The 23,611-nt window shown below is 66.0% G+C and carries 20 protein-coding genes and 2 pseudogenes; 11 read left to right on the forward strand and 11 right to left on the reverse strand.

Annotation, left to right across the window (positions count from 1 at the left end; genetic code table 11):
• Positions 1–32: 32 nt before the first annotated feature.
• On the reverse strand, positions 33–866 hold the full coding sequence (locus tag JQX13_RS17770; RefSeq protein ID WP_239014808.1) for an alpha/beta hydrolase family protein: 834 nt from the start codon (positions 864–866) through the stop codon (positions 33–35).
• Between JQX13_RS17770 and JQX13_RS17775 the strand changes: the two genes are divergently transcribed.
• From JQX13_RS17775 to JQX13_RS17785, 4 genes are all read left to right on the forward strand, one after another.
• Positions 799–1,410 carry a helix-turn-helix transcriptional regulator gene (locus JQX13_RS17775; protein WP_239014810.1) on the forward strand — a complete coding sequence of 204 codons (612 nt, stop codon included), beginning with the start codon at positions 799–801 and terminating at the stop codon, positions 1,408–1,410. The two genes, JQX13_RS17770 and JQX13_RS17775, sit on opposite strands and share 68 nt — an antisense overlap.
• A gap of 383 nt (positions 1,411–1,793) precedes the next feature.
• Entirely contained in the window at positions 1,794–2,606 is an 813-nt protein-coding gene (locus JQX13_RS17780; RefSeq protein ID WP_203410184.1) for a hypothetical protein, read from the forward strand.
• A gap of 47 nt (positions 2,607–2,653) precedes the next feature.
• Positions 2,654–2,794: a hypothetical protein gene (locus JQX13_RS54155; protein ID WP_239014812.1), complete on the forward strand. Its 141-nt coding sequence runs from the start codon at positions 2,654–2,656 to the stop codon at positions 2,792–2,794.
• Positions 2,791–2,967 (forward strand): hypothetical protein, encoded by a 177-nt coding sequence (locus JQX13_RS17785; protein WP_239014814.1) that lies wholly within the window; start codon positions 2,791–2,793, stop codon positions 2,965–2,967. The genes JQX13_RS54155 and JQX13_RS17785 overlap by 4 nt, the downstream gene beginning before the upstream one ends.
• 23 nt (positions 2,968–2,990) lie before the next feature.
• On the opposite strand, the pseudogene JQX13_RS17790 reads toward JQX13_RS17785, so the two are convergent.
• The 4 genes and pseudogenes from JQX13_RS17790 to JQX13_RS17805 all read right to left on the reverse strand — a co-directional run.
• A pseudogene (locus tag JQX13_RS17790) lies at positions 2,991–3,587 on the reverse strand (lipocalin family protein); the annotation flags it as partial.
• 145 nt (positions 3,588–3,732) lie between these two features.
• A complete protein-coding gene (locus JQX13_RS17795) occupies positions 3,733–4,614 on the reverse strand; it encodes an SDR family oxidoreductase (protein ID WP_203410185.1) in 882 nt (293 codons plus the stop codon).
• Positions 4,611–5,177: a TetR/AcrR family transcriptional regulator gene (locus tag JQX13_RS17800; RefSeq protein ID WP_203410186.1), complete on the reverse strand. Its 567-nt coding sequence runs from the start codon at positions 5,175–5,177 to the stop codon at positions 4,611–4,613. The genes JQX13_RS17795 and JQX13_RS17800 overlap by 4 nt, the downstream gene beginning before the upstream one ends.
• 128 nt (positions 5,178–5,305) lie before the next feature.
• On the reverse strand, positions 5,306–5,596 hold the full coding sequence (locus tag JQX13_RS17805) for a S8 family serine peptidase (protein ID WP_239014816.1): 291 nt from the start codon (positions 5,594–5,596) through the stop codon (positions 5,306–5,308).
• A gap of 342 nt (positions 5,597–5,938) precedes the next feature.
• Between JQX13_RS17805 and JQX13_RS17810 the strand changes: the two genes are divergently transcribed.
• Both JQX13_RS17810 and JQX13_RS17815 read left to right on the forward strand, forming a co-directional pair.
• Positions 5,939–6,193 carry a hypothetical protein gene (locus JQX13_RS17810; RefSeq protein WP_203410187.1) on the forward strand — a complete coding sequence of 85 codons (255 nt, stop codon included), beginning with the start codon at positions 5,939–5,941 and terminating at the stop codon, positions 6,191–6,193.
• 111 nt (positions 6,194–6,304) lie between these two features.
• On the forward strand, positions 6,305–6,517 hold the full coding sequence (locus JQX13_RS17815) for a hypothetical protein (protein ID WP_203410188.1): 213 nt from the start codon (positions 6,305–6,307) through the stop codon (positions 6,515–6,517).
• A 612-nt stretch (positions 6,518–7,129) separates the two neighbouring features.
• On the opposite strand, the gene JQX13_RS17820 is transcribed toward JQX13_RS17815, so the two are convergent.
• The 4 genes from JQX13_RS17820 to JQX13_RS17835 all read right to left on the reverse strand — a co-directional run bounded on the left by JQX13_RS17820 (position 7,130) and on the right by JQX13_RS17835 (position 10,457).
• Positions 7,130–7,345 (reverse strand): SMI1/KNR4 family protein, encoded by a 216-nt coding sequence (locus JQX13_RS17820; RefSeq protein WP_239014818.1) that lies wholly within the window; start codon positions 7,343–7,345, stop codon positions 7,130–7,132.
• Positions 7,346–7,609: 264 nt separating this feature from the next.
• Positions 7,610–8,338: an SMI1/KNR4 family protein gene (locus JQX13_RS17825; protein WP_203410189.1), complete on the reverse strand. Its 729-nt coding sequence runs from the start codon at positions 8,336–8,338 to the stop codon at positions 7,610–7,612.
• A gap of 1 nt (position 8,339) precedes the next feature.
• A complete protein-coding gene (locus JQX13_RS17830; protein ID WP_203410190.1) occupies positions 8,340–9,494 on the reverse strand; it encodes a PAAR-like domain-containing protein in 1,155 nt (384 codons plus the stop codon).
• A gap of 387 nt (positions 9,495–9,881) precedes the next feature.
• A complete protein-coding gene (locus JQX13_RS17835; protein ID WP_203410191.1) occupies positions 9,882–10,457 on the reverse strand; it encodes a hypothetical protein in 576 nt (191 codons plus the stop codon).
• Between the two features lie 497 nt (positions 10,458–10,954).
• Here JQX13_RS17835 and JQX13_RS17840 point away from each other — a divergent pair, with 497 nt between their 5' ends.
• Both JQX13_RS17840 and JQX13_RS17845 read left to right on the forward strand, forming a co-directional pair.
• Positions 10,955–12,181: a DUF4150 domain-containing protein gene (locus JQX13_RS17840; RefSeq protein ID WP_203410192.1), complete on the forward strand. Its 1,227-nt coding sequence runs from the start codon at positions 10,955–10,957 to the stop codon at positions 12,179–12,181.
• Positions 12,157–12,924, forward strand: a complete 768-nt coding sequence (locus JQX13_RS17845; protein WP_239014820.1) for an SMI1/KNR4 family protein — start codon at positions 12,157–12,159, stop codon at positions 12,922–12,924. Before JQX13_RS17840 ends, JQX13_RS17845 begins: the two co-directional genes overlap by 25 nt.
• Before the next feature lie 131 nt (positions 12,925–13,055).
• On the opposite strand, the pseudogene JQX13_RS17850 reads toward JQX13_RS17845, so the two are convergent.
• Positions 13,056–13,370 (reverse strand): annotated as a pseudogene (locus JQX13_RS17850) (glycoside hydrolase family 15 protein); the annotation flags it as partial.
• Positions 13,371–13,481: 111 nt separating this feature from the next.
• Between JQX13_RS17850 and JQX13_RS17855 the strand changes: the two are divergent.
• A complete protein-coding gene (locus JQX13_RS17855; protein ID WP_203410193.1) occupies positions 13,482–14,066 on the forward strand; it encodes an IS110 family transposase in 585 nt (194 codons plus the stop codon).
• Positions 14,067–14,602: 536 nt separating this feature from the next.
• The gene (locus JQX13_RS17860; RefSeq protein WP_203410194.1) at positions 14,603–16,018 is read left to right on the forward strand and encodes a discoidin domain-containing protein; all 1,416 of its coding nucleotides are present in this window, start codon (positions 14,603–14,605) and stop codon (positions 16,016–16,018) included.
• A 134-nt stretch (positions 16,019–16,152) separates the two neighbouring features.
• On the opposite strand, the gene JQX13_RS17865 is transcribed toward JQX13_RS17860, so the two are convergent.
• On the reverse strand, positions 16,153–16,482 hold the full coding sequence (locus JQX13_RS17865) for a hypothetical protein (RefSeq protein WP_239014822.1): 330 nt from the start codon (positions 16,480–16,482) through the stop codon (positions 16,153–16,155).
• A gap of 656 nt (positions 16,483–17,138) precedes the next feature.
• On the opposite strand from JQX13_RS17865, the gene JQX13_RS17870 reads away from it, so the two are divergent.
• Positions 17,139–23,414: an NACHT domain-containing protein gene (locus JQX13_RS17870; protein WP_203410195.1), complete on the forward strand. Its 6,276-nt coding sequence runs from the start codon at positions 17,139–17,141 to the stop codon at positions 23,412–23,414.
• The last annotated feature ends 197 nt before the right edge of the window (positions 23,415–23,611 follow it).

Here is a 23,611-nt window from a genome sequence, read left to right on the forward strand (position 1 = left end):
GCACGATTGGACGGTGCACCAGCTCGTTTCGCTTATTTGGACTCGACCCGTCCGAGCGGCCTGGCTACGCCAGTCAGCGCGTTTTGCGCTTCCTGCCAGGCGGAGTCTCCGGGATAGAGCGCGGTGCGGAGGTAGGCCCAGGTGAGACGCTGAACGGCAGCCACTCGCTCGGGGTTCTCGTCCGTGGTCTCGGCGACGTCATATCCCGAGACTCCGCCCAGCCCGTGCCCTGCGTCGAACAGGGTGAGCAGGGACTTGGGGCCTGGGGAGAGGAAGTAGGGATCGGCGTGCCAGTCGGCGCCTGCGACCGTCAGGTGGGGAGAGTCGTCCTTGTCACCGGCGACCACGAGCGCGGGCGTCGTCATCTTGGAGTAGTCGATGGTCGAGAAGAAGGAGTAGTTCTCGGCTGCGAACTTGCTGAGGGCGTCGCCTCTGCCGGGCGCGGCGAGCAGCACGCCCGCCTTGATCCGGGGCTCGGCGAGGTTCACTTCCGTTCCGTCGTGGGCCGTGTGCCGCGCGCCAAGCAGCAGGCTCGCGGTGTGCCCGCCCATCGAGTGCCCGATGACGGCCACCTTGCTTCGGTCCAAGCGCCCGGCGAGCGCTGCGACGGCGCGCTCGATCGCGTCGAGTTGGTCGAGAATGCGCTTCATGTCCTGGGCCCGCGCTCGCCAGTACAGAGGCGCATCGGGGTCCTTGGAGTCGAGGGTGAGCGTCTTTGAGTCGAGATGGGTGGGCTGGATGACGACGAAGCCGTGTGCCGCGAAGTATCGAGTGTTCGAGGAGGGTCGGAGAGGGGATGTGGCCGTCGCGGGCCCGCGAACGCAGGCGCTGTTCAAGAACGCAACCGGTGTCGCGCGGGCGGTCATGCTTCAGTTCAAGCCAGGCTGGTCGGCGCAGCTCCTGGGCGTGGCCGCGAGCGAGCTGACGGACCGGATCGTGCAACTGGAAGACCTCTGGGGCCGTTCGGGCGGCGACCTCTGCCTCGAGCTCCTTGCGGCGCGAAGCCTGCCGGAGGTGCTCGACCGACTCTCCCACGCGATCTCCCTTCGTGCCCACCAGACATTCGACCCGGCCTCGGCACGGCTCGCTCGCCGCGCGGTGCGCTTGTTCGAAGGAGACGAGGTTCGGGTGGAGAGCGTGGCGGAGCGGCTTGGCGTCACGGCGCGGCATCTTCGCCGCGCCTTCACGGAGAGCGTCGGCATCGGGCCGAAGGATTTCGCGCGGGCCGTTCGTCTGCGGCGTGCCGTGGGGATGGCGGCGACCTCGAAGGACTGGGGACGCATCGCCGCGGACGCGGGCTATTACGACCAGGCGCACCTCATTGCCGACTTCCGGGAGCTCGTCGGGCTCACACCGGGCGCCTTCGTGAAGCGTGCGGGCGAGGCGGAGGACTTCCAGCGCCCGACGTGAGCGCTTCAGCCGTCGGACGGCGCGCTCCACGTCGGCACGCATGCTTTCGAGGTCGTCCCGTCGCGCCTTGAGGGCGCCACACCTCGCCAAGGCACACGCTACCGCCAGGCTCCCACGAGACTCCGCCAGGCCCGCTTGGGGCGTACCAGGCGGCAGGTTCGATTCCCGCCGCCTCCAGTAGAGGTTGCCCGCCGCTCTGAGCCGGACCCAATCAGGAGGCGAGGTGAGCACCAAGGGCTACCACGGCCTGGGCGCGCTCGCGGTGGAGCCCACCGAGATGGGCACCCCCGTGGTCGAGTCCCTCGGCTCGGCCGCCGGGTTGGAGTGATGCGTCGGGCCGAAGCGCTTCCTGGGGTAGACTCAGCCGTCCCCCAGGAGCGCACATGCCCACGCAAGAACAGAAGGCGGCTCTTCAGCGGTTGAAGGCATTCACCGGTTCGAACGAGTTCGTCCACTCGTGGGAGGGGGATAGGGCGCCCGGCGAGATCGAGGCGCTCCTGCTCCATGCCACCGCGGACAAGGCGAGGACCGCCCTGCTGGACATGAGCGCGGCGGTCATCAATGTCGGCGCCTTCAACGGGCAGAGCGCCATCCCGCGCGTCGAGAAGCAGGACTCGATCACGGAGTGGGCCAGCGGCAACGGGACCCAGATCCGCCAGTTCAAGAAGGAGGCGGTGGCCACCTACTTCGACGACCTGTTCCACTTCGTGTCGGCGATGACCCTGAGCCTCGTCAAGGACGACCACTACCAGCGGCTGACGCGCAATGACCTCTTCCACGGCCATCTCGTCCATGACCTGTCCGGTGCGCTCCCCGATATCCTGATGGTCTTCCATGGCAAGGAGTACCCGGCGGATACGCAGGAGACGCCGAGCGAGAACGCCAGGAAGCTGGAAGCGAAGAACAACCACCCGGACAAGGTGCCGTTTCGCGAGTTCACCAGCCGCGAGGTGGGCTACCTGCGCCGCAACACCGTCTACTCGGTCCGGCAGCATCGGTTCTGGAACCTGAACTACGAGCGCGCCAGGCTCGCCGGCAATCCCTATGGCGTGTTCCTCGACAAGCCGTTCGATTACGCGGAATACGGCCTGCTCGATCCGCTGGTGCTCGATCAGGACAACCTCGGCACCAATCTCGGCGACGTGAACTGCTTCAGCAGCGAGGGCGTCACGTCGTTCTTGAAGATGAACCCCTGAGGGGGGACCTTGAGGACTCCGCACCTCGGTGGCCCGAGGCCACACCCATGCCCGGAGAGGCGGCGGGGGGCTCCGGCGGATTCTTCGAGGACACGGTGGACCCCTTCCAGGTGGTGCAGGAGGCCAGTGGCCTTGGGGAAGAAGCCCGGCACCCGGCGGGCGCGGCGCTCTACCTGGAGCAGGCATGATGGTGCGACCCGATGGCTACCTGGTGACCGCGCTCACCGGCACTCCTCTCCAGCGTCTGGGGCAGCTTCAACTGGTGGAGGGCGAGTGGCGGGTGGGACGCCTCTCCGTGGGTGACTTCTACTTCTCGCGCGGCGGCGTCTTCTACCCGAGTCCCGAGCCCGCGGACGAGTGAGCGAGAGCAGGTATCGCAAGGGTTCAGCGCTCCCGGGGCGGGGAGTCTCCATAGCCTGTCAGCTCCACGTAGCCCCGGCCCTCCACGGGCTGGCCTTCGTGTTTGCCCGACAGGCGCACCGCGCCCTCCCAGTAGCGCACGGTCACGGGCAACTCCTGGTCGGCGAGCGCGGGCGTCACCTCCAGGGAGAGGTCGCGCGAGGGCAGCTCGAGCCGCCAGCGCGCGGGGTACTCCACGCCCGTCCGGGGGCTCTTCCACGTGTCGAGCACCTCCAGCCGCGCGTCCTTCGCAGTCAGGTGCACGGGCTCGCCCCGGGCGGGGATGAGGGTGCCCGCGGTGAAGGGATCCACCGTGCCGTCGCGCCGGCGCAGTTGGTAGTACATGAGCTCGCTCCCATCCGAGAGCTGGAGCGAGAACCAATCCCAGCCCACCTGCTCCGCGCCGAGCGCGCTCGTGCTCCACTCGCGGTCCATCCAGCTCTCGCCCGTCACCGAATAGGCGCGACCGTCCACCGTCACCTCTCCGCGCGTGGGCATGCGCGGCAGTGAGTAATAATAAGAGGCATTGCCCGGCTCGGCCCCCTTTTGGCTCAGGCCCCGCTCTCCCTGGAGCACCACGGGCGGGTATAGCGGGGCTGAAAAGAACCGCTGGCGGAGCCTGCGTTCCAGGCCTGGAGAGGAGCCGTGCAGCCCGTCTGGGCACACGCCGGCCCCAGCGGCCCCCGTGCGCCAGGGCGCTGGCGAGCATGATGCGTATGAGCGGTGCTCAGCTGCTCTCCTTGGGAAAGTAGGGACGCAGGCCGGCGGCAAAGACGACGTCGAGTATTCGCTCAGGCAGGATGCGCGCCAAAAGAGTGAGCAGTGCCGCGTCGCGGCCGACGGTGTAGCGAATGCGCGGCTTGCGCGCTGTCACGGCCTTGGCTATCACCTGTGCCACGGCGTCAGCGGACACGCCCGACCCGGGCCCGGTGAACGCCGCGGTCTGCGCGGTGATGGCTTGAACCAGGCCGCCGTAGCGTTGGCTCAGCTCGGGCGTCATGGCCGAGGCGATCTGATTGGCGGTGGCGATCGCCCGGCCGGGCATTTCCGTGCGCACCCCGCCCGGCTTGACCACAACCACTCGGACGCCGAGCGGGGCGACTTCGCGTCGCAAGGAGTCACTGACGCCTTCGAGCGCGAACTTTGTACTTGCGTAGGGACCATAGGTGGGCCCGGCAACCGTGCCGCCTACGGAGCTGATGTTGACCACCCGCCCCTTGCTGCGGATCAGGGCCGGCAGGAGTGTCTGGGTAACGGCGACGTGGCCGAAGAAGTTGACCTCGAACAGGCGTCGCCACTCATCGATGGCGAAGGCCTCGAACGGTGCGTTGACCCCGACGGCGGCGTTGTTTACCAGCGCCCGCACTGCCCGGCCCCGCGGGTCTCCGTGCACTCGAGCCGCCAGCGCCCGAATGTGCTCAGGGTGCGTGATGTCGAGGATGAGCGGCTCAATCCCCGGCCCCCGAATCGCGTCGGCGTCCCGGTCGCGTCGGACACCCGCGAGGACGTGGAACCCCCGCCGGGCCAGTTCGCGCGCCGTGGCCGCGCCGATGCCGGTGGATGCACCGGTGACAATGGCGAGCTCTTGGATTTCACCTGACGCGGTCATGACCTTGATCCTTTCTTCGACGAGCGAGGAGCGAAGCGCTCCGCGAGGAGCTGCGTCCGCTGCTCGAGCACCTCCATCGAGGGCCGGTCGGCGAGCAACCCGTCGAGCGCGAGCAAGAAGACCTCGGCGCTCGCTTCGTCGCCCAGGATCGCGGCGACGCACTCGAGCGCGACCTCGCGGTAGAGCGCCTCACTCTCGGGGTCGATCAGCTCACAGGCCTCGAGGAACGCGCTCCCCATCGGCGCCCCGGCCATCTCGGCCCAGGGTTCGAACACCATCAGACGGCAGAAGCTGAGCAAGCGCTCATAGGCGCTGCCCGGACCGTTCGCCGCCTGCTTTGCCGCGGGGTGTCGAGAGACCAGCCAGTCCACGAAGACAGCCCGGTAGATCTCCTCCTTGTCTCTGAAGATCCGGTAGAGGAGCGTGCGCGAGAGCCTGGCGCGCCTGGCGATGTCCTCGAACGACGTCTTCGCGAAGCCGAAGTTGAGGAAGCACCACCGCGCGGCGACGAGGACCCTCGCGCGCCGCGCGGCTGCTTCGTCATCTGTCATCGTGGCTGGCATTTATACATCGTGACAATCAGTGCACTGATTGTCAAGACGACCCACATGGACTGCCTCCACGCAGGCTGCCGAGGCCTTCAAGTCCGCGCTCACGGGCGCCTCCACGTGAGCGCGGACGCGGGACGTTCCTACTCCCCACCGTTCCGGACGGTGGGGGCCCGCGAAGGTGCGATGAAGCCCGAGTAGGCCATCCGGTTCGGTGAGCAGTGCCCGGGGTTGGCCACCTTGTCCGGCGTGGCGTTGCCCGTCATGGCGGTGCTGACCTCCTGCGGCGCGGAGGCGGGATGGGCCTCCAGGAAGAGCGCGACGACGCCGGTGACATGCGGGGTGGCCATGGACGTGCCGCTCTCCGCTCGGGTCGCCGTGTCATCGCCGGCCCAGGCCGAGAGGATGCCCTCGCCGGGCGCGAAGACGTCCACGCAGTCGCCGTAGTTAAGTATAGGACGGATAGGAGCCCTGTAGAGAGGTGGCGGCCAGGAGCGGAGGTGCCGAGGAGGGCGGCTGAAGGGGGCCCGCCCGAGCAGTGAGCCAGGCAGGTGGAGAAGCCGCGCCGCCCCTTGGGGTACACGCCGGCCCTGGCCGACCTCCCATGAGGAGCGCGGCAGGGGCCTGGCTCTATTGGCGCTGGCGGCTTGAGCTTCAACACCACGAGGCGTGGAGGGGCCCGCGCGCCGGGGCCAGCCTCGCACCTGCCGTGGGCAGGCCCAGGTGCTACGCAGACGCAGACGGTCTATCCCAATGGCTGGTTGGTGAGCCAGAGCGTGGCAACGAACACCGAGACCCAGGCGCAGATTCACCTGTCGGGTTTCCCGGGCTCCACGTTCACGGTCGCGGGCAGCTCGGGGTTCGCGTGGTACCAGATGCCCCTGGCACCGGGCCCGTTCATCATGCCTACGAGCGGCTACCTGCACGTCGCGTTGACGTTGCCCCCGAGCATCAACGGTGCGGGAGCCGGTCTCCAGGTGCGCGGTGTCCGCGTGGGCTACACCATGACCGTAGTGCGCCCATCCGTGTGACCTGCGACCCCCCTGGAAGCGAGAGGGGCCCGACACCTTCCGGCGCCGGGCTCCTCGTGCACAGCATTACCACCCAACACTTTGTCGCTGTACTCCCACGAGGCATAGAACATGACGACCTATCTCAGCAGTGTCCGAGCCACCGAACAAATCATCGATGAAGATCGCATGTTCGCGGAGCCGGGTGATGTCGGCACCGTGCTCGATCGGCAGCGATACGCCGACGGTAGCTGGGCGTTGACTGTGACATTCCCGAACGCGCCATGCGCTACGACGTGCTTCCTCTGGGAGGACGTCGAATTCGTGCCCACAGCGAAGGCGTAACTCTCCAGGTGGGTGCGTCAGGGCAGGGATGTGCTCGCGACGTCGGTGGGGCACGTAGCCGCGTCGCCCGTCTCCTGGGGGCCTCCTGGCCCGCCGCCCTTGATGGTGTGAGCGCGTCGGCGCCCCAGCGCGTCACGCCGCGCGACGTGCCTGTCTGGCCGTTGGAGTCCGCCCACGGCACCGTGTGTCGTTCCGCCAGGCACCCGAGGGCAGCTACACAATGCGCTTCGCCCGCCCGTATGACACTCTGGACGCCCGGATTCGAGAGAGGCCCAGTGCAGGAAGGTGTCGGGCCCCTCATGCCGCAGTTTCGAGGCGAGCTCTACGCCGCCAAGCGGCACGCGACCGCGCGGGGCTGACTGCGCTTCCATGCGTGCTGCCGAATTGCTGCCGGGCGGCCCCTGTGGGTGGCGTGGTGGTGGGCACGTCAGGCAGGTGGCCTCGAGCCGACGGTGTCGGTCCAGGCCGTGGAATCGAGGCTGGCTGAGCTGTTGTCATGCGTGTTCCGTTCTGGCTGAGCCTCAGGCGGCGGGCTCGCCTCTTGCTGCTTCGGCTCCGCCCCCGCTCCCGTGAAGCCCGAGAACGACTGGGGGAAGCCCGCCTCCTGGTGCATCACTCGGCGTAACGCTCGAGCACACGCTGCGCCGAGAAGTCAAGACTCGGATAGGCCAGACGTCCCATGCTCTGCCCCATGCGGCTGAGGAACCAGCGGTAGAAGGGAGGCAGGGGGCGGCCCGCCATCTGCTCGATTCGAGCAATCGCGTCCGGCGTGGCGCCCCTCCATTGCTGCCCGAGGTTGGGCACGACTCTCAGGAGAAACTCCTCCATTTCAGGCTCTAGTCCTTGTGTTGGCACTTTTCCTCCTGGTCTCCGGGGCAGAGCATCAACGGAACGATGAACTTGCAGGTCTTGTACGGCGGGACGGTCTCTCGTCCGTGTTCAAGCGCTCTGTCTCGACGTCCTCCGCAGCCACATCGAATGAAGAACTCGATCGGCGACGTTGTCAGCTTGCCCGCCTTCACTCAGGGGCGGGCATCGCTGCTCCGCACACGATAGCCATCGGCTCGCATCGTTGCGGGCAGAGCCAACGCTTCACGCGAGCGGAGGCGCCCATTCTCTCACATCGAGCCTCAATGCGGACTCGGTTGCGATCGCCCCCTGGATTCTCCTGAGAGTGCCCGAAGCGCTGCCCCCGAGTCTGAAGACCATGACTGCCTCGGGTTTATCACGTGGGATCTTGGTGCAAACCATGGCCGCGTCGTGCCTCTCATACAGACCACAGTGGGGACCGGTGGGAACCGGTCTTGTGAATCCAAGACGGTCCATCACCGGATCGAGGTGTGAAAGAATGTCTGGCTCATCGCCTGTGACTATGGTCCTGCAGCGCTGCGGCATCCTGTCAATTCGGAAGCTCGACAAAGCTCTATATGCCAACATTTCGCGAAAAGTCTCGAATTGATCGTGAAGAGCACCGCCCCGCGCATGTCGCTTCGTCACTCTTGCATCAGCTCGTGCCGCCAAATCGAGATCGTAGAAGACATGCAGGGGCATCATGTCATCGGAATTATATCCGATGAGCAAGAACCGAGGATGGGGCTCGACCAACTCCTCCGTGTAGCATGTGAGTACACGCCGCGCCGAGAAATCCAGCCGAGGATAGGTCAGAGGTCCCATGCTTTGGCCCATACGGGTCAGGAACCAGCGATAGAACGGAGGCAAGGGGCGACCGGCAATCCGCTCGATCTGGGCGAGCTCTTCGGGGGTGCTGCCCTGCCACTGCTCGGCGAGCCCTGGAACAACCCTCAGGAGAAAATCCTCCATTTCAGGCTCTGGATTTAGTGTTTGCACTGGTCCTGGTCTCCGGGGCAGAGTAGCAAAGGAACGATGAGTTCGCAGGTTTTACATGGGGGGACGGTCTTGCCATGCTCAAACGTATCGACGACGATCTTGTTCGTGGGCGCATCGCGGAACTGGATCGGCGCCGATGTCCGCTTTCCCTTACTGTGGAACCACTGTTCGGTGAGCGCGCTTGGGTAGGCCCCCCCGTCCCAAGCGAGCAGGAGTGCTTTTGGGCAGCACAGACTCCCGGAGGGTACGCTGCGGCCTCTTCCCGATGTTGATCGCTATATAGGGCAAGTTCCTCCGCGTCCGCCCATCTCTGTACCACTTCCGACGAGTCACCGCAGCGCTTCAACACGCGCGAGTGAATCTGCCCTCGCGTGTTGTTGTAAGCCTCTTCTTCACCCTTCCGGCTATCGATCGAAAGAGAACCCATAGGTGCGTGCCATCCGAGTTCCTCAACAGCGGCACAGAATTCCACAAACGTCACAGCCGACTGGTCTGCATACTTCTGTCCGCACTTGCATTGGACCACCCCCAGCATCGTCGCCAAGTGGCGCCCCTTCTTGGCTTTCACCATCGTATCGAGCTTCGAGGCCAGAGCCGAGGCGTCGGCCTTCGTCTTTTCCGTTTCTTCTAGCGGGTCATGTTGCTTGCCGCACAGAGGGCATGTGTCCTCTCCGGTGAAGGCCGTGACGAGCCCGGTCGCTTGGAGCACTCCCATCATCGTTGCTGCGTTGGCCGGGCTGCCGCTCGGCCCGCAGTTGTTGAGCATGGGGTCGCCGAGCAGCTGGACGCTCTTCCCCTCGATCTTCACGTTCATGGAGCCAGGGCCCACGAAGCTCGTGGGTCCTTCCACGTTCGAAGAGACGATTCCGCCTCCGGTCCCCTTGCTGGCCACGTCCCCCATGGAACCGAAGGTGGCGCCCCTGATCGCCACCTTCTTCCCCCCAATCGTCACGCTCTTGGAGTAGCCCTTCGGGTCCGTTCCGCTCTTACCGATGTTGGGCAACGGCGTCGGAACGAACGGCGCCGGCGGCCCCGGCATCTTGCACACGTTGGGTAACGTCGCCGCGGCAACCCCGTTGCTCCCCTCGGTCACCGGGGTCTTCGGACCATTCACTGTGACTTTCGACATTGGGACTTCCCCCTCATGGAACCTGCGGAGCCTGCAGGAGCATCGCACCCCGCAGCCCGGAATCAGAGCCTGCCATCTGTTACCGCGCAGCTTAGATGGGGGAAATCGGCCCGGAATCGGACCGACTGGATGATGGAAGGAGCCGTGGGGGCGTGGGGAGGCCCATCACCCAGGAGGTCCGGGTCAAAACATGACGGGTGAGGTAGTGCGCGAGCCCCAGGAGGGCGGGGACCGTGCGGCAGGGAGTGCCGCTCCGAGGGCCTGGCGTGGGCGCGGAGAAAAAGGAGGCCCGTGACGTGTAGCAGCACGGCACGGGCCAGGGCTCCGCGCAGACAGTGGAGAAAGAGAAGCGGAGCGGCCGAGAAATCATCCGGGTGGCGAAGACAGTCAAGGAGTGGAAGCAGGGGCCACCGGACGTGGATGCGGTGAGGCCGGGGAGGTGCCCGGGGTGTGGAGCGGCGAGCCGGTCGAGGACCAGGCGAAGAGGATGCGGCCCTCCGAGAAGGACGTTTCCACCCGAGGCGGCTCGCCCGCTCCGGTCCACTCGTAGTGAAGGGTGCAGCCCTTCTGCTGGCTGAAGTGCTGCCCCGAGTCGCGCAGGGTCAGTAGCTCCCACGGCAGCGCGTACAGCTCGGCGGCGGCCGAGCGCACGGTGAGGAGGACCTCCCGCTCCTGGCTCAGCGCCTCGTTCAGCTCCGCCTCGTCGCGGCCCCAGTCCAGCTCCTCGAGGAAGCGGCGCAGCTCGTGGCCCAGACGCTGGATGAGGCCGAGGTCCAGGTCCTTGCGCTCGAGGCGGGACAGGTCATCGAGGAGCCCCTGGCTCCAGGGGAAGAGGGCGCCGCGGACGGACCCGTCCGCCCGCTTCCGCAGGTACTCCTGCTTCTGGAAGTGGACGGCGAAGGGATCGGCCGTGCTGTCCTTGCGAGACAGCTCCAGCGTCAGCACGAGGGGCTGGTTCTGCACGGCGCCACCTTATCAGCCGGAAGCCCCGGGCAGGACCCGGCCCGTGCGAGAACGCGCACTCCCGAGCGGGGTGAAGCGCTCCTCGAGGGCCCCCGGGAGAGGCAAGTCCCTCAGGCCGTTGGGGGACCAAACGGGCGTCCCGCCTTCACTGGGAGCGAGACCTCTCGTGAAACAGGCTCTTTCGGCGTCGGATTGACTCAGGCCGCGCGGGGTGCCGTCGCGGGGCTCGACCTGACCCACGAGTGCGTGGACACCGCGTACGCGGAAATCAATGGTGAGCGCTACCGAAGCGAGGAGTGGGTTTCGTCACGTTACGAGCGCCGAAGGTATGGAAGGCCCCCGGATACAAGGCCCCGAGCGACTGCTGGGGCGACATGGGCGCCGCAGCAGTCGCTCGGGGGCGTGCTGCGAGCGCTGGTGATGGCAGGCCATGGTTCCGGGCCGGAGGGTGCTATTCTCCTGTAGGCTCCGCAGGTTCCAAGAGGGGGGAAGTCCCAATGGCGAAAGTGTCAGTGAATGCTCCAAAGACCCCGGTGACCGAGGGAAGCAACGGGGTTGCCGCGGCGACGCTGCCCAACGTCTGCAAGATGCCAGGGCCCCCGGCACCATTCGTACCGACGCCGCTGCCCAACATCGGCAAGAGCGGGTCGGATCCGAAGAACTACTCCAAGAGCGTGACGATTGAGGGGAAGAAGGTGGCCATCCGGGGCGCCACCTTCGGCTCGATGGGAGACGTGGCCAGCAAGGGGACCGGGGGCGGGATTGTCTCCTCCAATGTGGAGGGCCCGACGAGCTTCGTGGGCCCCGGGTCCATGAACGTGAAGATTGAGGGGAAGAACGTCCAGTTGCTCGGTGACCCGATGCTCAACAACTGCGGACCGAGCGGCAGCCCGGCCAACTCGGCGACGCTGATGGGGGTCATTCAGGTCCCCGGCTGGATGCTCACGGCCGTCACGGGAGAGAAGGAATGCCCTCTCTGCGATGAAAAGCATCAATCCGATGGCGCACTGAAAGAGACGGACGCGACGAGGGAGGATGCCAAGACACTGGCGAAGGCGCTCACCAAGAACAACCAAGGTCCTGATCAGAGCCGGAAGTTCCCCTCGCCGAGAACTGACACAGGAAGAATGCTCGGCGTGGTCCGGTGTTCGTGCGACCAGAGGTATGCAGACCACTCGAGCAGGACGGAGCGGGTGTTCCGCGAGATCGTCAAGGATGAACTCAAATGGCACGCCCCCGCGGATGGTGGCCTCGATATTTCGATTGTCCGCAAAAATGCAGAAACAGGACAAAACGAAAACATCAGACTCAAAAAGGTCAGAGCATTCACCGAGAAGCTCTGCGAAAAGCAGGGCCAGGACGTGAGTCGTGTGGAAAAGGCATGGAGTAAAGCCAACCAACTTCACGAAGAATGGCTTCGGGACACCACACATCCCGCCCACTACCCCCCAGGGAGCTGTGCCGGTCCCAAGGCACTCGTGCTCGCTTTGGATGATGGAGCCTACGTCAGTGGCCTCACCGAGCGGTGGTTCCACAGTGCCAAGGGGCGGACCGAAGGGAAGGTCGAGTACTTCCGCAGTGACCGAGGTGAGGTAGATCTAGGCTCCTTTGGTCACGGAGAGAGCGTCCCTCCGTGTGGGTCCTGCAACATCATTCTACCCTTGATGCTCTGCACCAAAGGCAAGAGCAAGGAGATGAAATGCCAGCACAAGAACAAGAGGTAGAGGCCGCGATGGAGGAGTTTCTCCTGAGAGTCGTGCCCAACCTCGGGCAGCAATGGAAGGGCACCACGCCGGACGCGATTGCTCGAATCGAGCAGATTGCAGGCCGCCCCCTGCCGCCCTTCTATCACTGGTTCCTCAGTCGCATGGGGCAAAGCATGGGTCCTCTGGCCTATCCTACTCTCGACTTCTCGGCACAGCGCGTGCTCGACTGCTATGCCAAAGGCTGGGTCGAGCCTCATCCCCGACTCTTGCTGATTGCGCATGACGCCAATGGCATGATGCCCATGCCGCTCTTCTACGACCTCGATGCGCCTGCACGCGGCGATGCGCTGGTGGCGTCAAGAGAGGAAGGCGCCGATGCGGATGACCTGTACGAGAAGTTCGAGACTTTGCGCGAGATGCTGGCATGGGGCGCGCTCTCTCTGTTCCGATTGGAAAAGATGCCACAGATGTGCAGGGGTATCTTCTATGGCGACCATCCCAACCTCCTCGCCCTCATAGAACCAGTGATGAGTAGCCTGGGCTTCAAGCAACCGATTTCCACCGGCCCCTACTGCGGGCTGTATGAACGCGACAACGCGGCCATGATCTGCATGGGGACACCGAGGCAAGGACTCGACAAGGTGCGATCCTTCAAGTTCAGCGGAAACACCGCTGGAATCCTCCGGAAGAGCCTGGGTGAAATCGCAGCGGCGTCTTCGCTGGAGGTCCAGGTCGATGAATGGGCTCCGGCGCTCAGATGAGCTCTGGGATCGGTGCCACGTACGGGACCTCGGCGGATGACCGGCGCCTCGGGGAGCAAGCTGGCCTCGCACCTGAGAATGAGAAGCTGCCTTCAACCTGCGGGGCGCGTCGCCAGGTGCCGTGTCTCCCCTCAATCCCGGTGGCCCAGGGCCTTGTCCAGGTTGTACGCCGCGCTGATGAGCGACAGGTGCGTGAGCGCCTGCGGGAAGTTGCCCAACGCCTCACCCGAGGGCCCGACCTGCTCCGCGAACAGGCCCACGTGGTTCGCGTAGCCCAGCATCCGCTCGAACGTCAGCCGGGCCTCGTCCAGCAGATCCGGCCGCGTCACCCTCGCCCGCGTCATCGCCTCCACCAGCCAGAAGGTGCACAGGTTGAACGTTCCCTCGCGCCCCGAAACCCCGTCCGGCGTCGCCTCCACGTCGTAGCGGAACACCAGCCCATCCGACGTGGCGTATAGAGGAGATGAAGCGGCCGGGCGGTCAAGGGGGCGAGGAGGCGCACCGAGCCCTACATTGCGGCGGAGCGGACGTGACCGCCGAAGTGGGGGGAATGGGCGATGGAGTACATTGGCATCGACGTGCACAAGCGGGACAGCCAGGTGTGCATTCTGGGCGAGAGTGGCGAGGTGGTGCTGGAGCAGCGGGTGAGGACGCAACGGGAGCGGTTGGGGGAGCTGCTGAGCAAGCGCCCGAAGGCCCGGGTGCTATTGGAGGCCTCCACCGAGAGCGAATGGGTGGCGCGGTACTTGGAAGAGAGGGGCCACGAGGTGGTGGTGAAAGGCACCAACTTCGCGCCCATGTACGCCACGCGCAGCCGCCGGGTGAAGACAGACAAGAGGGATGCGCGCAGCCTGGCGGAGGCGTGCAGGTTGGGGGCATACCGGCCGGCGCACCGCATTTCGGACGCCAGGAGGCACCTGAAGGCGCAGCTGGCGGTGCGTGAGGCGCTGGTGCGCACGCGTACCCGCTCCATTTCCCTGGTGAGCGCCCTGGTGCGGTACGAAGGGTGGCGGATAGCGGAAGGGGAGGCGGAGTCCTTCGTCAAGCGGGTGGCGGCCCTGCCTCTGCCGGCAGGCTCATGGCGCAGGTGGCGCCGCTGCTCAATCTCATGCAGCACCTCAACGAGCAGATTGCCTTCATGAATGGGGTGCTCGAGCGAGTGGCCCACAAGGACGAGCAGGTGGCGCGCCTGTGCACGGTGCCCCAGGTGGGGCCGGTGACGGCGTGTGCCTGCCAGCCTCGCACCTGCCGTGGGCAGGCCCAGGTGCTCCAGAATCGCTCTCACCCCTCCCGCTTCCTTCACGTACGCCAGCACTCGCCGCCTGCCTCCACACCTCACGCAGGCCAACACCTCCACCGCGAAGGTCCTTCGTAGTAGCCCTGCCCAGTCCACTCGCGCCCTCCGCTCCTTCCTCGTTTCCTGCCTCGCAGCTGCCTGGGGCGCCACGCTCGCCTCCTCCTCTCCTGCTTGGGGGACGCTCATTCCCATCCCGGTTCACGCGCTCGGATGGCTTCATATTTTTCGTCACCTTCACGCTTTTCGTGGTAGACGGGTTGTTGCTTCATGAAGCCTCGTTAAACCCGAGCGGGCGGAGCTTTGCCTGCTCACCGCCGGTGCGGCGAAGGCTCAACCCGGTGGCCTCTCCCCATCGACGCATTCGCACAGGAAGTTCAACCCATGCCTCACCGCTTTCTCGCACTGCGCCTTGCCGCAGGCGCCTTTGTTGCCACCCTGGGCATGGCGGCCCACGCGGCCTGCGTGGCCAATCCGCCGACCCAGTCCGACTCCACCTTTCCGGCCAGCCTGACGGGCAAGCTCGCGTATCACAGCTACGTCGACTACGGCGACGGCACCAGCCAGCTCTTCATCTATGACTTCGCGGCCCGCACGCTCACGAAGGTGTCCAACAGCACCTGGGGCATCCAGGATCCGATGAACGCGGTGTTCAGTCCCGACGGCAAATGGCTGGCCTTCATGGGCATCGCGAATGGCGCGTGGAACGTCTTCTTCTGGCGGGTCGGCTCCAGCGAGCTACCCGTCAACCTGACCAACAGCACTGGCGAGACGCGCAACGAGGACCCCAAGTTCAGCGCCGATGGCAAGTCGCTGCTGTTCAAGCAGAACGGCGACATCATGCAAGCCACGCTGTCGTACACCAGTTCGGGCCCGGTGTTTACCTCGGTGGTGAACCTCACCAACACGGCACCGGACGTGGAGAGTTCGATGCCGTTCGCCAGCCCCGATGGTAGCGCCGTCTATTTCGTCACCGGTGCGGGCTCCGGCATGGGGCTGTACAAGCAGACCGTCGCCACCCGCACCAAGGTCGCGTTCGACACGCCGGCCGGGCTGGCGGCCTACTACCCGATCGTGCGCGCTGACGGCACCGTGTTCTATGCACGCTGGAAGGACGCTACCAAACTCGACCAGCTCTACACCAAGGTCAACCCGGGCGACACGCCCAACCAGCTCAGCATCAACGACTGTAACAGCAACAACTCCGATCCCTCGCCCGTCAACGGCACCAACTACGTGTTCTTCTCGTCCACCACGACGGGCGGCTACCAGCTCTACCTGGGCGACACCCGCACGGGTCAGCGCTGGAGCCTGTCGCAGTTCGGGGTGAATGCCGACAGCACGCGCGCCAAGCTCGGTTCGAACTACCATCCGGGCACCGCCGTCGAGGCGCCGCAGACGGTGCTGTTGTCGCAGGGCAAGCCGGCCTCGGCCTCGTCGAGCTACAACGCCAGCCTGGGCCCGAACAATGCCTTCGACGGCAACACCACCAGCACGCGCTGGAATTCGATCGAGGGCAGCGCCGCCGGCAGTCAGTGGCTGATGGTGGATCTGGGCTCGGTGCGCACCATCAATGGCGTCGACCTGTACTGGGACGCCGGCGCCAGGGTCTACTACCTGCAGGCCTCGAACGACGGCGTGAATTGGACCACATTCTACTCCACCACCAACGGCGTCTCGTACGGCCATGTGGTGCTGCCCAACCTGAACGGCAGCGGCCGCTATGTGCGCATGCTCGGCACGCAGCGCGCCACGCAGTGGGGCTACTCGCTCGACGAGATGCAGGTGTGGGGATACTGAGCAAGCCCCGCCCGCTCCTCCAGTCAACCCCGGCGCCTTCCCTCGCCGGGGGGGGGCGGGTTCCGGGCAAACCCAAGACGCGCCGTGGAGGGCGTGTTCTCCACTGGCCTGGCGCAGTGCTCGGGCGGCCTCCGTCAGCGGCCCTTCTCGGCCCCTCTGCACCAGCCCTCACCCTCCACACGGCCTCTATCCCGCCTATCCGCATCCGCCACCGTCATCGCGCGGGCGTGCCTCGGGTCCACGTGGATGCGCGCCGACACCTGGAGCGAGCGGCCCGCGTCGGGCGGCAGGGGCCACGTGTAGCGCAGGTGCTGACCATCGAAGAGGAGCGTCTGCTCGTAGGCGAGCACCACGCGCTTGAGGGACTTCGGGGGCAGGGGGAAGACGCGAGCACTGAAGGTGGAGGCTCCCGCCCACTCCAGGAGCGCCGGATCCACGTTGCGCCGCACCACGTCCTCGTACACCTCGCGGGCGCGCTTTCTTGCCTGGGGCAGAGGCTCAGCGGCGAGGGAGGATGTCTCGTGCCATGTCGAGGAACGCGCGCAGCGGGCGGGAGACGCGCGTCCGGTTGGGGAAGTACAGGAAGAGGCCCGGCACGGTGGGCGCCCAATCTTCCAGCGTATAGGCGGGATAGAGGCCATGTTGAGGGTGAGGGCTGGAGCGCAGGTGCCGAGGAGGGCGGCTGAAGGGGGCCGCCCGGGCAGTGAGCCAAGCGGGTGGACAGGCCGCGCAGCCCCTTGAGGTACACGACTGCCCAGGCCGCGCTTCCATGGGGTGCGCGGTAGGTGACTGGGCCTTTGCGGCTCGCCTCGACGACCTGCTGCCGCACCGCTGGCGACCTGCGCCCGACTCGTCCTGAGGCTCATCAGGCGGCAGCGACGTGGACCTCTCCAGCAGCGGCTGCGCCTACCACACGCGCACGGGCCCCGGTGTGCCCGCGGAACGCCGGCCGTCGGTCGGTTACCGGAGATCCGCTGTTGCGCTGGGGAAACCTCGCCGCATAACCGCACTCGCGCAACGGCCAGCCGTCGCAGGTGGAGCGACGCGCACCTCCTCGAATCTCAATTGCGTGGCCGGATTGTCCGAGCGCATTATCGGTCTTCATTTCCAAGGATGAGTGGTGGCAAAAACTCACATTCGCGTTGACAGCGTCAGAGCCTCCCGGGACGGCCATGAGTACCACGAGGCGTGGGTCGCTCGAAAATGCCTGGGCCTGCTGCTCTCCCAGGATGATTTGGTGGGCGTGGCCATCGAAGGTTTCTCTGCCGACGATGAGGTGTCCAAGGACGCCACCGAAATCGCGGACGCCGTCTTGTACTACGGTCGACACGCGTCCTTTGTGCACGCGACCCGGGTCGTCGTCGTCCAGGTGAAGTATTCGAAGGCGGCCGAACTCACGCCCTTTCGCGCCGCAGATGCCAAGAAGACCGTCGAGAAATTTGCGAAGACCTACCGCGCGCACGTTCGCAAGCATGGCGTCGCCAAAACTCGCGCCAAGCTTCGCTTCGAGTTGGTCACTAATCGCCCGATCCTGGCCGAACTCGAACACGCAGTGCAGGGGCTGGCGGCGGGCACCGTGCTGCGCGGAACCGCGGCCGCCCAGGCCAAGCAACTCCAGGCGGCGGCGCGCCTGTACGGAAAGGAGCTGGTCGAGTTCGCCCATCGGCTCCAGTTCGCCGGTCTGACCGGCGATCTGCAAGCGAGCAAGCGCGACCTAGCGACGGCCCTATCCGACTGGACAGCCGCGCGAGATTCCCTGGCACGGCTGCGGCTCAACGAGATCCGCAAGCTGGCCCGCGACAAGGCCGGCCTCGCGAGCGAACAGCGCAATGTCATTTCGCGCAGTGATCTGTTGGCGGCATTGGAGATCGGTCACGAGGACGAACTGCTGCCGTGTCCGGCGAGCTTCCCGGACGTGGGGGCGGTTGTGGCCCGGGAACAGCTGGCGGACACGGCGACGTGTATCCCGGGTCTGGATCGGCCGTTGGTGATCCACGCCGATGGCGGCGTGGGCAAGACGGTCTTCCTCCGTTCGCTCGCGAGCCAGCTCGAGTCCGCGCACGAGGTCGTGTTGTTCGATTGCTTCGGCATGGGCCAGTACCGGGCGCCGAGCGACGCGCGGCACCTGCCAGGGCGTGGCCTACTGCATATCGTCAATCGGCTGGCCTGCCGCGGCCTTTGCGATCCTCTGCTCCCCGGGACCTACAACGACGAGGATCTCATCCGGACGGTGCGCTCGCGCTTGACGCAGGCGGCGGCAACCAGCGCCCGCGGCACCTCGGGCCGCCAGCTCATCCTGCTTCTCGATGCGATCGATAACGCTGGCGAGCACGCCACGGCGCAAGACGAAACCTCGTTCCCGCGCTTGTTGTTGCGCGAACTGGCCACGGCCGGACGCATCGCCGGCATGCAACTGGTGGTCAGCGCGCGCAGCCATCGCCGGGCTGCCGCGACGGGCGGCGTCGACTGCGCCGAGTTGAAGCTGCTGCCCTTCAGCCTTGAGGAGTCCCGCGCGTTCTTGCGCCCGCGGGTGAAGCGATTGACGGAAGCCCGCTTGCAGGTGGCCCAGTCGCGTTCGCGAGGCAATGGGCGCATCCTCGAACATCTCGCCAAGGACAACGCCGATCTCCTCGCGCCATCCGAAATCGACAAGGTCATCCAACTCGATGACCTGCTGCGAAAGAAGATCCAGGATGCCTTGCGCGAAGCCGAAAAGCAGGGCTACCGCGACGGCGCGATCCACTCGTTCCTGGCGGGCCTGGCCACCTTGCCGCCGCCGGTGCCGATTCGAGAGTTCGCCGAGGCCAATGGCCTGTCTGAGGGCGCGGCCAACAGCTTTGCCACTGACTTGGCCGACCTGCTGGAGCACACCAAGCACGGGATCATGTTCCGCGACGAGCCGACCGAAACGCTGATCCGTGAAACCTACGGAGTCGACGAGGCTGCGCTACGCGCGTTGGTGAAGAACCTGCTGGCGATGCAGGAGCGCTCGCTATACGCCGCGACGACTTTGCCCAACCTGCTCAAGCAGTTGGGCGATGGCGACCAGCTGTTCGACCTGGCCTTCGATCCGCGCGTACCGACCTCGATCGCCAGTGCGGCAGGAAAGCAGGCGATCCGGCAGGCGCGGCTGCGCGCCGCGGTCGCCTTTGCGGCCAAACACGAAGACAGCGACCGGCTGGTGCCGCTGCTGGTGGAGTTGTCGACCCTTGCTGCGATTAATCAGCGGGGCACGACGTATCTCCTCGACCATCCTGACTTGACGATGGCCGTGGGCGATAGCGACGCGCTGCGCCGGATGTTCGAAGCACGCACCGCTTGGCCGGGGTCGCGCCATGCGCGACTGGCGATCGCGCACGTGTTGGCTGGTGACCTGGCCGATGCGCACCGGCACGCCCAGCGGCTGGTCGAATGGCGGCACCACTACTTCGAGCAGCCCGAAGGGCATCTTTTCCAGCAAGAGCGGCCCACGGCTATGGACATGGCCGCTATTCCCTTGTGCATGCTAGCGCGCGGGGATGGCAAGGACGCCGCGCGCGACCTGAACGGATGGCGAGATTGGTACGCCTACGAGGTCGCGGCGCAGTGCCTTGCACTCGCGCGTGCAGGCGAAGCGAAAGGGCTCATCTCCCCACAGGCTGTTCGTGAACTGCTGACGCCCACGCTCGCCAAGCCCAGCGTGCTGGCCGCTGCTGTGGCCTACGCCGAAGGGGATGAAGACCTGCAACGCCAGCTCCTTTCCGATCTTGCGGCTCGCAGTGCGACAATGGATGTAGGAGAGACGCACCATAGACCGCAAGAGCGCCCGATCCTCCTGGGCCTGCTTCGGGCCGCCACGGTGGCCGCAGTGCGTGGTCTGCACGCCGAATCGAGCGCGATCGCTACCGCTATCGCCCTGCCGACGCCGGCGCTGTACACGTTCATGGATCAATGGTGGATCGGCGACGTCTATCCGTACGTGGCCATCCAGGTCCTCAAGGCCCTGGCGCAAGGCCGGGCGCCCGAAGAGTGCGATCTTCTGCCGGCCGAACTTGCGCCTATCAGTGCGTCCCTGACGCCGGGCCTTCGCGGCCAGCCCTACTGCGATGCGCTCAAACAAGCCCTGCAGGCGAGCGTGAAGAAGGGCACCGACGCCGATTCCCCCAAGTCCCTGAGCTACGAGACCAAATCCTCCGCCGAGCGATTTCTCGACGGCCGCCTATCGTCCTTGCTGCGCATCGCGACTGCCTTCGCCCATGCGGTGAAGCCGAGCTCCGGCCAGGCGGACGGTCGGCTCAAACCCCTCGTGGATGTCTGGTTTGAACTGCGCTCACAGAGCGACCACTACTACGGGGACACTGCGGCGCAACGTCAGCACGATGCGATCGGCGTGCGCCTGATCACCCTCGCGCTTGCTGTCGAGCCGGACTTCGCGACCGAGGAGGTCACGCAGTTCGTCGAGGCGGTGAGCGCGCCCGGCGTCACCAACGCGGGTACCCTTGTCGAGGTAGTCGGGATTCTGGCCGCACGCGCTCGCCACCACGTGCTGGCCGGCCAGACTGCGATCAAAGCGCGCCGGGCGATCGAGCGCGAGGACGAGGTGGGACAGCGAGCAACGCTATTTGCCCGCTTGGCCCGGGCAATGGGTAGCGCCAGCGGGAGCGAAGCCATCTCTTACTTCCTGCAGGGCCTGGAGCAGTTGGATGCGATCGGATCGGGCGACTGGGAGTTCGTCAGCCAGTTGATGCATTTTTCCTGCACCCTGCAGGGAAAGGGGATTCCCGACGCCGACAGCCACACGCTCTCGAACATCTGCGAGCTGAACTTGGGGGAAGCCCACAAGTTCGATTGGGCCAGCTACGGGGCGGCCCTGGCCAAGGCATCGGGGGTAAAGGGCATCGCCCGTCTGGCCCGGTGGGAAGACCGCAATCGCATCTCACTCAACTACACGCTGCTGCCGTACCTGAAGGCGCTGCTGGACAACCATCAGATCGATCCTGCGATCGCGTTGACTATGTTGCGCGTGTCCGACCCCGTCGAGCTGTGGTCCTGCGGCACCGAGCAGTTCGTCGAGGCGCTGGAGGCGCGCGGTGCCTCGCCGACCATCGTCACCGAGCTGATCGAACAGTACCAACACAACAATCCCTCGCCGTTCGGATCCAATGCCCCGCGCGCGCTGTCGCATTGGGCTTCGCGCGTGTTGGGCAAAGGGGCGGCGCACGCCGTCGGTCTGTCGGCGGCCGCGATGTCGATCGAGGCGACGACCCACGAGTACAACGAGCTCAACAACTGGCGGCCGCCGTCGCCCGGTGTCGACCCGCAGGAGCAACAGGCTGTCGCGGCGGCCGAGGCGGCCGCGGTCGACGCCTTGGCGCAGGACACCAACCCGCTGGACGAACTGTCCCTGGCCCGCGCCCTCGAGGCGCTAGAGGGCATTACTGGCTGGGGACGTCGCGACGTCAAGCTGTTGGAATTGCTGCGCGTCAGGGTCGCGTTCGCGGATTGGCCTCGGTATATCGAACTCATCGCGCGCCAGCCCTCGCTGGATCTTTACGCCAAGGCGCACGAACTTGAGGCCTGCCAAAAGGCCTGGTCGCCTGCGTCGGCGGCCGTGCCCAAAGCCCTCACTGCTGCCGCCGACTGGATCGTGCGGGAGAACGCGGATGAGTTCGTGTCCTCCGGACAGGTGTCGCCCTGGCAGCTCAAGCGAATCACCGAGCTCACCGGCGTAGATGCGCACGCGCTGACACTCGCCCTGCTGCAGGAGTATTCCCGGCCGGGCACCGACGTGCCAGCAGCGGTCTGGCTGAGTTTCGCGGCGGGCTTCAACGATACGTCCGCCGCCGGCGTCGGGCAGGCGGCGTTGACCCGATTGCTCGCCAGTGGAGCGGCGAAGCTCGCGGCGTTGGTGGAGGACGGGGCTTGGAACAAGCGGCTCTATCCGCCGGACGATTCGCTGCAGGTGGCCGCGGGTCTGATCTGGTTTGCCCTGGGTTCAGGGAACGCTGAGCGCCGTTGGATGGCCGCGCACAGCCTGCGCACCGCTGTGCGCTTGGGGCGCGCCGATGTGCTCGATGCCGTCGTGGCACGGTTCGATGAGCGCGACGCGGGCGCGTTCGGCGCACCCGAATTGCCCTTCTATTACCTGCACGCGCAGTTGTGGCTGCTGATCGCCTTAGCCCGCATCGCGCTGGAAGCGCCACAGGCCGTCGCTGCGCATCGCGCTTTCCTTGAGCGCACGGCCCTCGACACCGCCGATCCGCACGTGCTCCGGCAGCACTTCGCGAGGGCGGCACTGCTCGCTTGCCAAGACGCGGGGCAGCTGCGGTTGTCGTCGGTCCTGCGCAAGGCCTTGGAGCAGGTCAATCGATCTCCGTTCGCGCTGCAGGTCACCCGAGAGTACCACGGCGGGTCGTTCTACGAATCGCGCCCGGCTGACCGGCCGGCGCCCGAGCCGGAACTGCACTTTGATTACGACTTCGACAAGTCCGATGTGTCCGGGTTGAGCGCGCTGTTTGGTCGCACCAGGTGGGACACGCACGATGCGATGACGGCGTGGGTGCGGCAGCACGATCGCCGGATCACCCACATGCACGAGTCGGGCGGACGCTCCGGCCACCGCCGTGAGGGTCGGAGAGCGGTCACCGACCAGCATCATACCTACGGGGAGCAGCTGTGTTGGCATGCTCTGCACGCTGTGGCCGGACAGTTCCTGGCCCAGTATCCGATCACACGACGGCCCTACGACGACGGATGCCCGTGGCATGCGTGGATCCGGAGGCGGGTACTGACCCGCGACGATGGGCTGTGGCTCGCCGATGGCACCGAGTGGCAGCCGGTGGCCACCCGCGTCACCTTGCGGGAATTGGGCGAGGGCAGCGTGCGCATGACGGCCGATCCAGCGAAACTGCGCGCGTTGCTCGGGATCGACGCCGATGTCAGCGAGTGGTTGGTCATCGACGGCAATTGGTACTCGGTGGAAGGCATCGAAATCGAAGTTCGGTCCGCCCTCATCCCTTCCGCGCAATCCGATCAGGCCGCCATGGAGCTGGCACGGGAGGAACCCTTCCGGGCGTACCTTCCGTATGAACTCGAAGAGGACAACTTGCGACCGTCGCAACCTCTGTCCGTGCCGTGGATTGTGCAACCTCACGCCGAAGGCGGCATCGACGAGACAGATGCACTTGGAGTGATCGGCGCGGCCCAGCGTTCGCGCCCTTCGGCCGACATCATCGCCTTTGGGGCGCTGCAGCTGTTACCGCGCAGGCTTGTTGATGGGGATGTGAGCACGCTTGCTGATGGACTCTCCTTGGTGGCTCTATCGCCACACTGGGAGATGGGGAGGGGTTCGGGGAGGGGCGGCCCAGGGGTTGCGAAGGGAAGGCGGCCGACCCTCATGAGGGAGGGCACGGGATAGGGCGAGGGGAATCGGGCGTCGCTCGCACAGCCCATCCAGGCCATCCGGAGTGCTGAATGTCCCGAGCGCGGGAGGCAGCGACTGCGTGCACCGCGCGAGGTCGATTCCGGAGCGGTCGAGCACCAGCACGGAGTCAGGTGGGTTCATTGCCCGGTTGCCGCAAGTCCGCTCCACGCGACGGGAGGAGCAGCCTTCCG

Source organism: Archangium violaceum (assembly GCF_016859125.1).
Lineage (GTDB): Bacteria > Myxococcota > Myxococcia > Myxococcales > Myxococcaceae > Archangium > Archangium violaceum_A.

What these genes read in the sequence shown, in the direction of transcription:
- JQX13_RS17770 (WP_239014808.1), bottom strand. Translation starts at nt 866, where the DNA reads ATGACCGCCCGCGCGACACCGGTTGCGTTCTTGAACAGCGCCTGCGTT.
- JQX13_RS17780 (WP_203410184.1), top strand. Translation starts at nt 1,794, where the DNA reads ATGCCCACGCAAGAACAGAAGGCGGCTCTTCAGCGGTTGAAGGCATTC.
- JQX13_RS54155 (WP_239014812.1), top strand. Translation starts at nt 2,654, where the DNA reads ATGCCCGGAGAGGCGGCGGGGGGCTCCGGCGGATTCTTCGAGGACACG.
- JQX13_RS17785 (WP_239014814.1), top strand. Translation starts at nt 2,791, where the DNA reads ATGATGGTGCGACCCGATGGCTACCTGGTGACCGCGCTCACCGGCACT.
- JQX13_RS17795 (WP_203410185.1), bottom strand. Translation starts at nt 4,614, where the DNA reads ATGACCGCGTCAGGTGAAATCCAAGAGCTCGCCATTGTCACCGGTGCA.
- JQX13_RS17800 (WP_203410186.1), bottom strand. Translation starts at nt 5,177, where the DNA reads ATGCCAGCCACGATGACAGATGACGAAGCAGCCGCGCGGCGCGCGAGG.
- JQX13_RS17815 (WP_203410188.1), top strand. Translation starts at nt 6,305, where the DNA reads ATGACGACCTATCTCAGCAGTGTCCGAGCCACCGAACAAATCATCGAT.
- JQX13_RS17820 (WP_239014818.1), bottom strand. Translation starts at nt 7,345, where the DNA reads ATGGAGGAGTTTCTCCTGAGAGTCGTGCCCAACCTCGGGCAGCAATGG.
- JQX13_RS17825 (WP_203410189.1), bottom strand. Translation starts at nt 8,338, where the DNA reads ATGGAGGATTTTCTCCTGAGGGTTGTTCCAGGGCTCGCCGAGCAGTGG.
- JQX13_RS17830 (WP_203410190.1), bottom strand. Translation starts at nt 9,494, where the DNA reads ATGTCGAAAGTCACAGTGAATGGTCCGAAGACCCCGGTGACCGAGGGG.
- JQX13_RS17840 (WP_203410192.1), top strand. Translation starts at nt 10,955, where the DNA reads ATGGCGAAAGTGTCAGTGAATGCTCCAAAGACCCCGGTGACCGAGGGA.
- JQX13_RS17845 (WP_239014820.1), top strand. Translation starts at nt 12,157, where the DNA reads ATGCCAGCACAAGAACAAGAGGTAGAGGCCGCGATGGAGGAGTTTCTC.
- JQX13_RS17855 (WP_203410193.1), top strand. Translation starts at nt 13,482, where the DNA reads ATGGAGTACATTGGCATCGACGTGCACAAGCGGGACAGCCAGGTGTGC.
- JQX13_RS17860 (WP_203410194.1), top strand. Translation starts at nt 14,603, where the DNA reads ATGCCTCACCGCTTTCTCGCACTGCGCCTTGCCGCAGGCGCCTTTGTT.